10 protein-coding genes are annotated in these 13,974 nt (G+C 63.2%); 7 read left to right on the plus strand and 3 right to left on the minus strand.

Annotated features, from left to right (window positions below; translation table 11 throughout):
- Positions 1–85 precede the first annotated feature (85 nt).
- Entirely contained in the window at positions 86–2,719 is a 2,634-nt protein-coding gene (gene mprF, locus GL300_RS13225; protein WP_155040109.1) for a bifunctional lysylphosphatidylglycerol flippase/synthetase MprF, read from the plus strand.
- A 48-nt stretch (positions 2,720–2,767) separates the two neighbouring features.
- Here mprF and efp read toward each other — a convergent pair whose 3' ends face one another.
- Positions 2,768–3,334: an elongation factor P gene (gene efp / locus GL300_RS13230; RefSeq protein ID WP_155040110.1), complete on the minus strand. Its 567-nt coding sequence runs from the start codon at positions 3,332–3,334 to the stop codon at positions 2,768–2,770.
- 138 nt (positions 3,335–3,472) lie between these two features.
- Between efp and epmA the strand changes: the two genes are divergently transcribed.
- Positions 3,473–4,516, plus strand: a complete 1,044-nt coding sequence (epmA, locus tag GL300_RS13235; protein WP_155040111.1) for an EF-P lysine aminoacylase EpmA — start codon at positions 3,473–3,475, stop codon at positions 4,514–4,516.
- A 1-nt stretch (position 4,517) separates the two neighbouring features.
- On the opposite strand, the gene GL300_RS13240 is transcribed toward epmA, so the two are convergent.
- The gene (locus tag GL300_RS13240) at positions 4,518–5,717 is read right to left on the minus strand and encodes a glycosyltransferase family 87 protein (protein ID WP_155040112.1); all 1,200 of its coding nucleotides are present in this window, start codon (positions 5,715–5,717) and stop codon (positions 4,518–4,520) included.
- A 291-nt stretch (positions 5,718–6,008) separates the two neighbouring features.
- Between GL300_RS13240 and GL300_RS13245 the strand changes: the two genes are divergently transcribed.
- From GL300_RS13245 to GL300_RS13255, 3 genes are all read left to right on the plus strand, one after another.
- Entirely contained in the window at positions 6,009–7,637 is a 1,629-nt protein-coding gene (locus tag GL300_RS13245) for a Na/Pi cotransporter family protein (protein WP_155040113.1), read from the plus strand.
- 127 nt (positions 7,638–7,764) lie between these two features.
- Positions 7,765–8,724: a SphA family protein gene (locus GL300_RS13250; protein WP_155040114.1), complete on the plus strand. Its 960-nt coding sequence runs from the start codon at positions 7,765–7,767 to the stop codon at positions 8,722–8,724.
- 274 nt (positions 8,725–8,998) lie between these two features.
- On the plus strand, positions 8,999–10,231 hold the full coding sequence (locus tag GL300_RS13255; RefSeq protein ID WP_246195170.1) for a Hint domain-containing protein: 1,233 nt from the start codon (positions 8,999–9,001) through the stop codon (positions 10,229–10,231).
- A gap of 54 nt (positions 10,232–10,285) precedes the next feature.
- Here GL300_RS13255 and speB read toward each other — a convergent pair whose 3' ends face one another.
- A complete protein-coding gene (speB, locus tag GL300_RS13260) occupies positions 10,286–11,236 on the minus strand; it encodes an agmatinase (RefSeq protein WP_155040115.1) in 951 nt (316 codons plus the stop codon).
- A 227-nt stretch (positions 11,237–11,463) separates the two neighbouring features.
- Between speB and GL300_RS13265 the strand changes: the two genes are divergently transcribed.
- Both GL300_RS13265 and GL300_RS13270 read left to right on the plus strand, forming a co-directional pair.
- A complete protein-coding gene (locus GL300_RS13265; protein ID WP_211595066.1) occupies positions 11,464–12,924 on the plus strand; it encodes an aldehyde dehydrogenase family protein in 1,461 nt (486 codons plus the stop codon).
- A 69-nt stretch (positions 12,925–12,993) separates the two neighbouring features.
- Positions 12,994–13,971, plus strand: a complete 978-nt coding sequence (locus tag GL300_RS13270; RefSeq protein WP_155040116.1) for a LysR substrate-binding domain-containing protein — start codon at positions 12,994–12,996, stop codon at positions 13,969–13,971.
- Positions 13,972–13,974: the final 3 nt, after the last annotated feature.

Here is a 13,974-nt window from a genome sequence, read left to right on the forward strand (position 1 = left end):
CGCTCGGCTGCACTATGGAACTGAGAAAACCGGAGGCCCGCATCGGCGCACCCGGCCACGCTGTTGAAAGGTGAGCGCTTCGCATATGTCCTCCGGGCCGAGCCAGACCGAGGTTGATCTCGAACGCCCTGCCCTGTGGCGGCAGTTTCTTCCCTATATCGTCGCGATCCTGCTGTTCGGCGCCGGGCTTTACGCGCTGAACCGGCTGCTGGCCGAGGTGAACATCCATCAGGTCGCCGAGCAGGTGCAGGCGACACCATGGAACGTCACCTGCATCGCGCTGATGACGACAATGGCCGGATACCTGTTCCTTGCCGGATACGACTGGTCGGCACTGCGCCATATCGGCAAGCCCCTGCCCCTGCCCGTCGCCATGACCGGCGGGCTGATGGCCTATGCCTTTGGCAATACGATCGGGCTGTCGGCACTTTCTGGCGGTGCGGTGCGCTGGCGGGTCTATTCCGGGCTTGGCCTTGACGGCTACGACATCGCGGCGATCTCAACCTTTACGGCGGCATCCTTCGGGATCGGGGCCTCGCTGATCGGGTTTGCGGCGCTGGCCATGCATCCCGGCGCGCTGGGGCCGCTGCTGCCCCTTCCCGAGACCACCATCCGCCTGCTGGCCATTGCCGCGATCCTTGGTGTGGCGCTGCCCTTGCTATGGGCCGGGATCACCCGGCGAGAGCTACGCATTGGCCGTTTCAGCCTGCATGCGCCGGGCGTGCCGATCCTCAGCTCACAACTGCTGATCTGTATTGGCGACATCTTCTTTTCGGCGATGACGCTTTACGTGCTGTTGCCCGATGCCGGCATGGGCTTTGCCAAGTTCACCGCCGTCTTTGCCGCGGCGACCATGGCGGGCGTGCTCAGCCATGTGCCCGGCGGGGTCGGGGTCTTTGAAAGCGTCATCATCGCGGCCATGCCGCGCGACGTGCCCATCGACAATGTCGCGGCGGCACTGCTGCTGTTCCGGCTGATCTATTATTTCGTGCCCTTCGCCATCGCGCTGGTAATGCTGGCACTGTACGAGGGCTGGCGGCTTCTGGGCAGCCGCGCGCCACGCACCGCCTTTGGCCGGTCGCTGTCCACGATCGAACCGGCATTGCGCGCAGTCTCGCCGCTTGCGCCGCTGCTGCTGGCGGTCATGGTCTTTGGCTCGGGCCTGTGGATGAGCGTCTCGGCGCTGCTGCCACCGATCACCGAGGCGGCCGAGCTGGCCGAGTCATTCTTTCCGCTGGCCTTTGTCGAGGGCTCGATCCTGCTGACCAGCGCGCTTGGCGCGGGGCTGATCGTGCTGTCTCTGGGCGTCGTGCGGCGCAGTCTGGGGGCGTTCTGGCTGACGGTCATCGCCATGCTGACGGGCGCGGGTTTCGCCATCATCGAGGGGGTCGAGCCGGGTCAGGCTACCGCGCTGATCCTTGGCGTGGCGATCCTGATGCCGTTCCGGCGGGCTTTTCACCGCCGCTCGTTGCTGACCCATTCGGCGCTGACGCCGGGCTGGATCGCACTGATGATGGCGGCCATCGCGGGCTTTGGCTTCGTGCTGTTCTTTGCCCATAAGGAAACGCCCTATACCAACGAATTGTGGTGGCAATTCGCGACCGACGAACGCGCGCCGCGCGCGCTGCGGGCGGCATTGCTGGCCGGGCTGATGGTCGGGCTGGGGGCGCTGTTCCTGCTGCTGCGCACCCCACGCTTCCGCCCCGAGACGCCGGATGAGGCGACGCTGGCGATTGCCGGGCGCATCGCCATGGCAGGGGTCAATCCCGATGCGGGTTTCGTGCTGACCGGCGACAAGGCGGTGATGCTGTCGGACAATCAGCAGGCTTTCCTGATGTTCGGGGTCGCGGGATCTTCCTGGATCGCCTTTGGCCCGCCCGTCGGCGACGAAGAAGCCTGCGAGGAGGTCGCCTACAGCTTTGTCGACGCCGCCCGCCGTGCCGGGGCACGCCCGATCTTTTATGAGGTCGGCCCGAATGACGTGCCCTTGATGCTGGATCTGGGCATGACGTTGCACAAGATGGGCGAAGAGGCGGTGGTCGACCTGAAGCGCTTCACGCTTGAAGGGTCGGACCGCAAGCGGCTGCGCACCACCTATGCCCGCGCCGGGCGCGACGGGCTGACGCTGGACATCACCCTGCCACCGCATGACCCGGAACTGATCGAGGAATTGCGCGGCATTTCCGATGAATGGCTGGACGCCAAGAAATCGCGTGAAAAGGGCTTCTCGGTCGGGCGCTTCGATCCCGATTGGCTCGGCCGCTGGGCCCTGGCACTGGTCCGTCAGGAAGGCCGGATTGTCGCCTTTGGCAATATCATGACCACAGACCGGCACGAGGTCGCCTCGATCGACCTGATGCGGCATCGCATAAATGCACCAAGCGGCACGATGGAGTTCATGTTCACCGCGCTGATGTTGGCGCTGAAAGAACGCAACTACCCGGCATTCTCGCTGGGAATGGCGCCGCTGGCCGGGCTGGACCCGAACCGCTCACGCCGGGTCTGGGACCGTTTCGGGGCGCTGATCTTCCGCCACGGCGGCAGCTTCTACAAGTTCGAGGGGCTGCGCGCCTTCAAGGACAAGTTCGACCCGGACTGGACGCCACATTACCTGGCGACACCGACCTCGATGCCGCCGCTGCTGCCTTTGGCCGATGCGGCGCGGCTGATCGCCCGCCAACCCGGCGCGGGCAGCGCCATCCACGATCCGCAGACATGAAAAAAGGGACGCCGAGGCGTCCCTTTCCCCATTCGATCCGCTGTCAGATCAGGCTTTCGCCCGCTCGACATAGGTCAGGTCGGCGGTGTTGATGATGACCTTGGTGCCGACGCCGATATGCGGGGGAACCATGATCCGCACGCCGTTATGGGCCAGAGCGGGCTTGTAGCTGGACGAGGCGGTCTGGCCTTTGACGACCGGCTCGGTCTCGGCGACTTCGACGGTCACGCGCTGCGGCAGTTCGATCGCGATGACGACACCGTTATGGACCTGCAGGAAGACGCGGATGCCGTCTTCAAGGAAAACCTTGTCGTCGCCGATCACGTCGGGCGAGACCACGACCTGCTCATAGCTGACCGGCTCCATGAAGTGGTAGCCTTCGGTGTCTTCGTACAGATAGTCGTATTCACGCTCATCGACATGGGCGCGCTCAACCTGCTCGGTGGTCTTCCAGCGTTCCGACACCTTGTTGCCGTCGGCGATGCGGCGCAGGTCGACCTGCGTGGTCGGCGTACCCTTGCCCGGGTGGAAGTTGGTCGCCGTCAGGACGACATGCAGACGGCCGTCGATTTCGACGACATTGCCTTTGCGAAGGCTTGAAGCGATGACTTTCAAGGGTGGTTCCTTGCGTGCTTTTCAGATACCGGGAAAGCCGGCCATGGCAGGCCGGCAAATATGCTGGTCCCCATAGCGGTTTCTGCGGCGTATTGCCAGCCGCAAGCACGCATTCCCTGCGCTCAAGGAGGCTTCGCGATGAAAACCCCCGAAACCAGCCCGTGGTGGGATCGTGCCCGCCATGCCGAACGCCGCCCATTGCTGCTGGCGCGCAATCGCACGCAGGCCGCGATCCGCGACTGGCTGGGCGCACAGGATTTCATCGAGGTCGACCCGGCAGCGCTGGCGATCAGCCCCGGCAATGAGGCGCATCTGCACGGCTTCGCCACTGACCTGATCGGCAATGACGGTGGGTCGCAGCGGATGTATCTGCATACCAGCCCCGAATTCGCGATGAAGAAGCTGCTGGCCGCTGGCGAGGAACGCATCTTTGCCTTCAGCCATGTCTGGCGCAACCGCGAGCGCACCGCGCTGCATCATCCCGAATTCACCATGCTGGAATGGTATCGCGCGGGCGGCGACTACCGCGAGTTGTTCGGCGACTGCGCGCATTACCTGCGCCTTGCCGCCGAGGCTGCGGGGGCCGAGATGCTGCAACATCGCGGCATCAGCTGCGATCCCTTCGCCACCCCCGAGGTGATGAGCGTGGCCGAGGCCTTTGACCGGTTCGCCGGGATCGACCTGCTGGCGACCTGCGACCGCGCGGAAACCGATGCCGAAGCGCTGCGCGCGCAGGCGCGTGCTCAAGGCATCCGCGTCGGCGATGCTGACGGCTGGTCCGACATGCTGTCGGGCATTCTGGTCGAAAAGGTCGAGCCGCATCTGGGCCACGACCGCCCGCTGATCCTTGACCGCTACCCCGCCGCCGAGGCAGCCCTTGCCGTTCCGGCCAAGGACGACCCGCGCGAGGCCGAGCGGTTCGAGCTTTACGCCTGCGGTGTCGAATTGGCGAATGGCTTTGGCGAGTTGACCGACCCCGTCGAGCAACGCCGCCGCTTTCAGATGGAAATGCAGGAAAAGCAGCGGGTTTACGGCGAAACCTACCCGCTGGATGAGGATTTCCTTACCGCACTTGTCCAGATGCCACCTGCATCAGGCTGCGCGCTTGGCTTTGACCGTCTGGTCATGCTGGCCACAGGCGCGCCGCGCATCGATGAGGTGCTGTGGACGCCGGTCGCCTGACTCAGGCGGGGCGGGACAGGCCCCGCTTCCAGACCGGCGCGCGGCACAGCGTCAGGTAAAGCGTCAGCAGCAGCAGCAAAGCCACCTCGCGCGAGCGGGCGAATTGCGGCAGATCGACCGCCTCCCAGATGCGTTGAGGAAAGAACAGGATACAGGCGAGAACCGCCAAGGTGCCCAGCAGCGCCAGATTGCCTCGGGCAGCACGCACCAGCGGATAGGCCAGGATCGTGGCCGGGGCGATGTCATAGTCATGGGCATAGACGAACAGGAAGGTCAGGCAGAAGATCGCGCCGATCAGCCAGCAATTTTCATAGGCGCGGCGCTGCAGGTAAAGAACCACCACCCCCAGCACGGCCAGCGGGGCCAGCGTCGGGGTTTCGACCCCGAAATTCGCAAGCCCGCTGCGAATGCCGAACAGATGCTTGAAGCCGGCGACGTTATAGACCGTGTCCTGATATTCCCGCAGCCCCTTGAGCCAGCTGAACCAACTGCCCTGCAGCCCCGAAGTCAGCATCGGCCATGCCGAAAGCAGCACCGTCCCCCCGGCAGCCGAGGCCAGCAACACCCAACGGCGGTCCAGCAGGAACCAGAAGCCGACCAGAATCGCCAGCTGCGGCTTGAACGCCCCCAGCGCCAGGAAAAGCCCGGCCAGAACATCCCTTTTGCGCTCGGCGAAATACCAGCTGCACAGCAGGAAAGCCCCCGAAATCAATGTGGTCTGGCCCATCCAGGCGACATGCGCCGCAAAGGGATTGCCAAGGATTACGGCGCCGGCGATCAGCACATTCCCCAGCCGGAATTCGTCGCTGTCGTCGGATTGCTCGGAGCCCAACCAGACAAAGCCGATCATACAGATCAGTGCCAGCGTGTTGAAAATCCCTGACATCAGCTTGGCCTGCGCGACGCTGCCCGCTGAAAACGCCATGCTCAGATAGGACGAGTTCGGCGGATAGGCATAGTTTCCATCGGCAGTGCCCATGATGCCGCGCATGGCTTCCTTGAACAGATCGGCGGAATAGGGCGAGGCGCCTTTTTCCCAGATATCTCCGGCGACATATAAATATGGCATGTCAAAGGCGAATTCGCCGGAACGGCCAATCCCGACGATCCCGAAAATGACAAAGAAAACCGCGCCCAGCAGCAGCAATGCCAGCGCATATTTCGGAAAAGTCGCCTTTTCCGCACCAGATACCCAACTCATAATCGTTCCCCGGCAACCAAAGGCACAAATTCTGGTCCGCCTTCACTGCTTCAGGAGGAGCGGAAATTAGTCCGCCGTCAACTGTCGGAAGGGACAGGTCCGCCCGTTTTGACGCCATCGGACGCACATTGTGCCTATCGGACAACGGCTGTCGGCATTGGATTCACGTTCTGCGGAATTGACTTGGTCTGTCAGGTCCCCGGTGATTTGCTGAAGGGACGTAAACGGCTTCTTATCCATTTTGCCCTATATCGGCCCGAGGGTTTCGAAAGAGGTGACGGAAAGGACTCGATGAATTCACTGGTGATCTTTGCCCAGATCGCGGGCGCGGTGGCGCTGCTGCTGTTCGGTATCGGCCTTGTGCGGGACGGCGCGACCGAGGCTTTTGGCGTGCGCATGCGCATGGCGCTGGGATTGGGCACCCGCACCGGGCCACGCGCCTTTCTGTCGGGGCTGGTAGCGACGCTGGGGCTGCAGTCCTCGACTGCGACGGCGCTGATGACGGCGAATTTCGTCGACCGGTCGATGATGAACGAAAGAATGGCCCAGATCGTGCTGCTGGGCGCGAATGTCGGCACGGCGCTGACTGCCGTAGTGGTCTCGGCCGGGCTGGAAGCCGCGGCACCGGCGCTGATCCTGCTGGGCTATGTCCTGTGGCGTCGCGGCGCGACCGTCTGGTCAGGCAGCGGTCGGGCACTGATCGGCTTGGGGCTGATGCTGGTGTCGCTGACCATGCTGGAGCATGGGACCGAGTTCCTGCGTTCATCGCCACAACTGGCGGCCTTTTTGCCAATGCTGGACAGTGCTTGGCCAGTGGCGTTGCTGTTCGCGGCCCTGCTGGCGGTGCTGTGTTCGTCGTCTCTGGCAGCGGTGCTGCTCATCTCATCGCTGAACCTGCCGGTGGGGCTAACCGTGGTCATGGTGCTGGGCGCGAACCTTGGTGGTGCGGTTCCGGCGGTTCTGGCCACCACGACGCTGGGCCATAGCGCCCGACGGGTAACGCTGGGCAATCTGGCGGTTCGTGCGATGGGCTGCCTTGCCGTGATGCCGCTTGCCGGATTTGCCGGACAGGCGCTGACCCAATTTCCGATGCCGCGCACCGGGCTGGCGGTCGAAGCCCATCTAGCCTTCAATATTGCCCTTGCCCTGCTGATCTGGCCGCTGACCGGCCCCATTGCCCGACTGGTCTGCACTTTCCTGCCCGATGAAGAGCGTGAGCACTCACAGGGCCCCGCATGGCTGGACGAAACCGCGCTGCAGACGCCATTGCTGGCCCTGACCGGCGCGCGGCGCGAGGTGATGGCAATCGGCGACGCCGTGGATCAGATGCTGACCCTGACCCGCAAGGCCTTCCACGACAGCGACACCGCGCCGCTGGCCCAGGTGGATGAACTGGAGCGCCGCGTCGATCGCCGCCAGCAAGAGGTCAAGACCTATCTCTCGCGCCTTGGAAGCTCGGCGACCGAGGACGAAAAGCGCCAGTCGATCACCATTCTCGACTATGTCATCAACCTTGAACATGTGGGCGACATCATCGATCGCGGCCTCGCCCCCGAGGTTCGCAAGAAGGTCGGGCTTGGTCTGCGCTTCTCGGATGAGGGTTATCAGGAAATCGATCGCATGTTCCTGATGACGCAGGACAACATGCGGATGGCGCAAAGCGTGTTCCTGTCGCGCGACCGCGACATGGCACGGCGGCTGGTCGAACTGAAGGTCGAGATCCGCAAACTGGAACGGCAATCGGCGCAACGCCACCTGATCCGCCTGCGCGAGGGTCAGGCGAACACGCGCGAGACCTCGTCACTGCATCTGGATATTCTGCGCGACCTCAAACGGATCAATGCGCATGTGATCTCGGTCGCGCATCCTATCCTGGATGAGGAAGGGCTGCTGGTCGAAAGCCGTTTGCGCCAGCGATAGCGCCGCTGCGCAAGACAGATGCAAGAACGCGACACCCTCTGCCCGGAATTTCACCGGAAATTGACAGGTAGTCCATTCGCTCAAATACTTCCTGCATCCGATCTTCTCAGCCTTGGAAAGAACGACCATGCGCAGGATCACGCGGAATTCACGTTGTATCACTCCGGCTTTGGTGCTGGCTGCGATCGCCGGCCCGGCAGCGGCCGTCGAGAATGGCGCGGGCATGTATATCCTTGGTTCGCGGACCAGCGGCGCGGGGATGGTTGCGCCGGCGGGAACCTATACCCAGCAAAGCTATTACGCCTATTCCGGCGACATCAGCGGCGAAATCCCGAATGGCGGGCGGCTGGAGGTCGGCGTCGATGGGTCGGCATTTATCGGGCTGTCGTCAGTGCTGTGGTCGTTGGAAAGCGAACCCGTGCTGGGCGGACAACCCTATGTAAGTTTCACCCTGCCCTATGGCTACAAAAAGTCCGAGGTCGATGCCACGCTGAACGCACCCGGAGGCGACGTCCTGACCGGCTCGAAATCCTCGGACAGCTTCCTGTTCGGTGACCCGGTTCTGGGTGCTGGGCTGGGTTGGGGACAGGGGCCGTTCTATGCCTCGCTGAACATGCTGATCAACGTTCCGGTCGGAGATTACGAAAAGGGTCGCAGCACCAACGTCGCCTTCAATCACTGGGCCTATGACTTTACCGGCGGGCTGACCTGGATGAATGCCGATACCGGCTGGCAGGCCAACTTCGCCGCCGGTGTCACCTTCAACGACATGAACGACGACACCAATTACGAATCCGGGGACGAGCTTCACCTTGAAGCCGCGATCGGCAAGACCCTGAACCCGAACCTGACACTGAGTTTGCAGGGCTATTATTACAAGCAGATCAGCGGCGATAGCGGCTCGGGCGCGCTGCTTGGCGAGTTCAAGGGCGAGGTCACCGGCCTGGGTCCGGCGGTTGCATGGAACAGCGACTGGAACGGCACCCCCCTCGCCTTCGAGGCACGTTGGTTTCACGAATTCGATGCAACGAACCGGCTTGAGGGTGACGCGGTCCTGTTCAACCTGATGATCCCGCTGGGCGGTTGACCCGCTACCGAAACGCCGTTCTCGGAATAATAAATCCCGAACCCTGTCTAAAAGGCCAGGTTCGGGATTTTCCATTTACTCTTCGCCCGCCCCATTTCAAAGCCATCATGGTTAAAATTCATCCGGAAGTTGACTAACTTCGACAGGTAAATCCTATCCATTTGTTTAACTTGCCGGAATTTCATCCAGCGGTTCAGATGGCCTTGGGGGAGCGTGAATTTCCTCAAGTCGAAATTACGGCAGTATTCAGCCGTTTCTGTTTTGGATGTTAACGATGCCATATGTTACCGAGATTCCCGCGGGATTGATTTCCGTGGCCGATGGAAACCTTTCCTTCAACGGGCCTGCCGACCTTTCCGACATGATCGACCGTTCCGCGGATGTGGGACAATACAAGATCGATGCGGATGGCGCGAGCAGCCTGTCCAGCGGGGACAATTTCACTTTCATCGCTCCTGACCCGAGCAGCAATCTGGAATGCACCTATCTTGTGGCGGGCACGCTTAACTTCGCCCCCTATGCGGTCAATCTTAACCGGCTGGATCTCCAGATCACCGTTTCTCCGATCAGCGGTTATCTGGTTGAGACCGACGGTAAATACTACTTCGTCACCGATGGCCCGCTTGACAACGACCATGTTACGGCGACCATCGAGGGTACGGTCGGCCCCTCGCAGGGGAATCCTCAGCCGGTTTCGGTCGGGCCGGTTCCGCTGTCGCAACTGGCTGACTCTCTGGCCAATGATATTGACGGGCTTGCGCAGGGTTGGGCCGATCGACTGGCCGCAGATGTGCGGCAACTCGACGACCAGTTCGTGGGCTACGGACGCGCCTCGGATTCGACGCTGACGCATGACCAGACCGTCGATCGTGAAATCACCGATGCCGAGGTGGTCTGCTTTGCCGCCGGCACCCTGATCGAGACCGATCGTGGCCCGGTTCCGGTTGAGGAACTGGTTGCCGGGGACACGGTCTGGACCAAGGATGACGGTTTCCAGCCCATCCGCTGGATTGGCAGCGTCAAGCTGTCGGGCGCGATGCTGGCGAACAAGCCGAACCTGCGCCCGATCCGCATCCGCGCCGGGGCGCTGGGGGCAAATACGCCCAGCAGCGACCTGCTGGTGTCACCGCAGCACCGTGTCCTTGTCCGCTCGCGGATTGCGGTGAAGATGTTCGATACGATGGAAGTGCTGATCCCCGCCAAGCAATTGCTGCAGATCGACGGGATCGATTATGACCACGCCACCACCGAGGTCGAATATTTCCATTTCCTTTTCGACCGGCACCAGATCGTCGTCTCGAACGGGGCGGAGACGGAAAGCCTGTTCACCGGACCGCAGGCGCTGCGCGCCCTGACTGCCGAGGCGCGGGACGAAGTCCTAAGCCTGTTCCCCGAACTGGCCGAGCGGGACTATCAGCCCGAGGCGATCCGCCCACTGCCTTCGGGCCGCAAATCGCGCAAGCTGGTGCAACGCCATGCCAGCAAGCACCGCGATCTGGTCTGCTGACACATAAACCGAGGGACGGTAGGGCAAGGGGCGGCATGACCGCCCCTTGCCAATTCAGCGACGCTTCACGCCCGGAAGTGCGCAGAGCATCTCGAACAGGTAGTTCGCGGCGATGACGGCGGTATTGCCAGCCGGATCATAGGGCGGCGAGACCTCGACCAGATCGCAGCCGATCAGGTTCAGCCCGGAGCAGCCGCGGATGATCTCAAGCCCCTGGATCGTGGTCAGGCCACCGACCTCGACCGTGCCGGTGCCGGGCGCGAAGGCCGGGTCAAGGCTGTCGATATCGTAGCTGAGGTAAACCGGCGCATCGCCGATCTCAGCACGGATTTTTTCCATCAGCGGGGTCAGGGATTTGTGCCAGCATGCTTCCGCCGGGGTGACGGTCCAGCCCTTGTCGCGGCCCCAGTCGAAATCCTCGGCCGTGTAGCCCGAACCGCGCAGACCGATCTGATAGACCTTATCGTTCAGCAGGCAATCGTCTTCCCACGCGCGGCGGAACGGGCAGCCATGGGCTTCTTTCTCGCCGAACATATGTTCGTTGGTGTCCGAATGCGCATCGACATGGATCAGCGCGACCGGGCCGTGCTTTTCGCGCATGGCGCGCAGGATCGGCCAGGTCAGGGTGTGGTCGCCGCCCAGCGTCAGCGGGATCACGTCATGCTTCAGGACTTCGCGATAGTGGTTGGTGATGATATCGACCGATTTTTTCAGATCGAAGGTGTTGATCGCCACGTCGCCAATATCGGCCACTTGCAGGCTGTCGAAGGGCGCAGCGCCAGTCGCCATGTTATAGGGGCGGATCATCCGGCTTTCGTCGCGGATCTGGCGCGGGCCAAGGCGCGTGCCGGGGCGGTTCGAGGCGCCGATATCCATCGGGATGCCGATGAAGCAGGCATCCAGCCCCGCCGCCGTGTCCTGCGTGGGAAGGCGCATCATCGTGGCCGGTCCCCCGAAGCGCGGCATGGTGTTGCCGCCAAGCGGTTGATTAAATCCGTCGGACATCGGGTCTTGCTCCTGTAGTATGGCAATTTTCAGGCAGACTAGGGCAGTCCGTCACTTCGCTAAAATCACGGCGTTGCGAACCTGACTTCGATCTGAACCGACGTTATCGCGGGTCAGCGCTGGCGGGCAAGCTTCGGATTCCTCCGAAGCAAGGGCCGTTCAATCGTGATGTTTCCCAATGCAAAGACAGGGCATCACGCCGCTCGATATTCTCAAGGAGCCGTAACATGACCCAGATCGCCCCCAGCACCGCCCTTCTTGGGCGCGAGATGTGCGTCTTCATCGACGGGGCATGGCGCGCCGGTCACGGCGACCAGATCGTTTCCGTCGATCCCTCGACCGGCCAGCGCATCGCGGAATTTCAGGGCGCGCGGCCCGAGGATGTGGCGGTTGCCGCCGAGGCCGCTACCCGTGCCTTTGGCACGTGGCGGCGGCTGCCCTCGACCCAGCGCGCGGCATTCCTGCGCGGCTTTGCCGAAGGTCTGCGCCGCCGCAAGGACGATCTGGTTCAGTTGCAGATGCTGAACAACGGCAAGCCCCGGATCGAGGCGGAAATCGACGTGGACGACGCCGCCGCGACCTTTGACTATTACGCCGATCTGGCCGAGACGCTGGACGCCCGGCAGGACGGCGCGGTAGAACTGCCCGACTCGACCCTGCGCGGTCGCACCCGCTTTGAGCCGGTCGGCCCGGTGGCGCTGATCGTGCCGTGGAACTTCCCGATGGTCACGACCGCATGGAAGCTGGCCCCCGCGCTGGCGGTCGGCTGCACTGCCGTGCTGAAGCCCTCGGAATTCACCACGCCTGCCGAACTTGTCTACGGCGATATCGCGCTGGAAATCGGCCTGCCCGCTGGCGTGCTGAACATCCTGCCGGGCGCGGGTGCGGTCGGTGGCGCAATGACTGCCGAGCCGCGTTTCCGCAAGATTAGCTTCACCGGCTCGAACGCGACCGGCCGCCGGGTGATGGCGGCGGCGGCGGAACGCTCGGTGCCGGTCTCGCTGGAGCTGGGTGGCAAGTCGCCCATCGTCATCCTTGACGATGCCGATGTCGCGCAGGCGGTCGAGATCGCGGCGCTGGGGATCTTCTTCAATGCCGGGCAAATGTGCTCGGCCACCTCGCGGATGATCCTGTCGGACCGCATCGCCGATGACGTCATCGCCGGGCTGCGCCGCCATGTCGCGGGCATGGTGGTCGCGGGCCATCAGGATCCGCGCGCCGAGATGGGGCCGCTGACCACCGCCGCGCAGCGCGACAAGGTGCTGGAATACCTGCTGCGCGCCCGCCATGACGGGCTGGACTGCCTGACCGGCGGTGCCTCGACCGGGCCGCAATCGGGTTTCTTCGTCGAGCCGACCGTCTATCTGGACGTGCCGACCGATCACGCCATCTGGCGCGAGGAAATCTTCGGCCCGGTGCTGGCGATCCGCCGCGTGTCTTCGGACGATGAGGCGCTGGCCCTGGCCAATGAAAACGACTTCGGCCTTGCCGCGACCGTCGTCGGCGGTGCCCGCGCCGAGGACATGGCCAACCACATCGATGCCGGTCATGTCTGGGTAAACTCGCCGCAGATCATCTTCCCGAACACGGCATGGGGCGGGTTCAAGGCCAGCGGCATTGGCCGTGAACTGGGGCCGTGGGGTCTGGCCGCCTATAGCGGCGTCAAGCATGTGACGTCGCGCGCCTGACAGCGCAGGGGTTGCGTCGCGTCATCATGCGGGCCAGATCAGGGAAAACATCCCTGACGAGGCCCCCGCGTGACCCAAAGGCGCGAAACGCAATCCCGCTCGACCCCTGCCGCCTTGTCGCGGCGGGGCAAGGCACGCACGCCGATCCCGGTCGAAAGCGCCGACATTCGCCTGATCCGCATCTTTCTGCGCGTGGTCGAGGCGGGCGGGCTGTCGGCGGCGCAATCCGAACTGAACCTGGCACTGTCGAGCATTTCCGAGAAAATCTCGGCGCTTGAGGCACGCTATGGGCTGAAGCTGTGCAAACGCGGACGCGGCGGCTTTGCCCTGACCCCCGCGGGCGAAGATTTCTACAAGGAAGCGCAACGGTTGCTGGGGACGCTGGACCAGTTCTCCAGCCGCGTCTCGGCGCTTGGCGCGCAGATGCCGCGCAGCCTGTCGATCGGGCTGGTGGACAATACCATCTCGGACCCGCTTTGCCCGATCTCGCGGGCAGTGGCGCTGTTTGCCGAACTCGCGCCGCATGTGCATCTGGAAATCATCACCCTGTCGCCGGGCGAATTGCTGCGCGAAGTCATCGGGCAAAAGGTCGATCTGGCCGTTGGCAGCTTTCCCCGCGCCGCCATGGGGCTGGATTACCTGAGCCTGCATGACGAAAGGCACAATATCTATTGTGCCACAGACCATCCGCTTTTCGATCTGCCCGATGACCAGATCGGCATCGACACCATCCGCGAACACCGGATCATCGCGCGCAGCTACTGGGCATCGCGCGACATCCGCGTCTTTGCCATTGCCGCGCCCCATGCCACGGTTTCGAACATGGAGGCCGAGGCACATCTGATCCTGTCGGGTACCTATCTGGGCTATCTGCCCGACCATTACGCCGCGCAGTTCGGCGACCAGTTGCGCAAGATCCGGCCCGATCTGTTCTCCTACGTGGCGAAATTTCAGGTGGCGACGCGGCAGGACTGGCAGTCGCGCCACGCCACCCGCGCCTTTATCGAGGCCTTGCAGCAGGCCAGTAACGAATTGCGCCGCCCCTAGGGG

Source organism: Paracoccus litorisediminis (assembly GCF_009711205.1).
Taxonomy (GTDB): Bacteria; Pseudomonadota; Alphaproteobacteria; order Rhodobacterales; family Rhodobacteraceae; genus Paracoccus; species Paracoccus litorisediminis.

Coding starts and splice junctions, on each gene's coding strand:
- mprF (WP_155040109.1), top strand. CDS start 86: ATGTCCTCCGGGCCGAGCCAGACCGAGGTTGATCTCGAACGCCCTGCC.
- epmA (WP_155040111.1), top strand. CDS start 3,473: ATGAAAACCCCCGAAACCAGCCCGTGGTGGGATCGTGCCCGCCATGCC.
- GL300_RS13240 (WP_155040112.1), bottom strand. CDS start 5,717: ATGAGTTGGGTATCTGGTGCGGAAAAGGCGACTTTTCCGAAATATGCG.
- GL300_RS13245 (WP_155040113.1), top strand. CDS start 6,009: ATGAATTCACTGGTGATCTTTGCCCAGATCGCGGGCGCGGTGGCGCTG.
- GL300_RS13250 (WP_155040114.1), top strand. CDS start 7,765: ATGCGCAGGATCACGCGGAATTCACGTTGTATCACTCCGGCTTTGGTG.
- GL300_RS13255 (WP_246195170.1), top strand. CDS start 8,999: ATGCCATATGTTACCGAGATTCCCGCGGGATTGATTTCCGTGGCCGAT.
- speB (WP_155040115.1), bottom strand. CDS start 11,236: ATGTCCGACGGATTTAATCAACCGCTTGGCGGCAACACCATGCCGCGC.
- GL300_RS13265 (WP_211595066.1), top strand. CDS start 11,464: ATGACCCAGATCGCCCCCAGCACCGCCCTTCTTGGGCGCGAGATGTGC.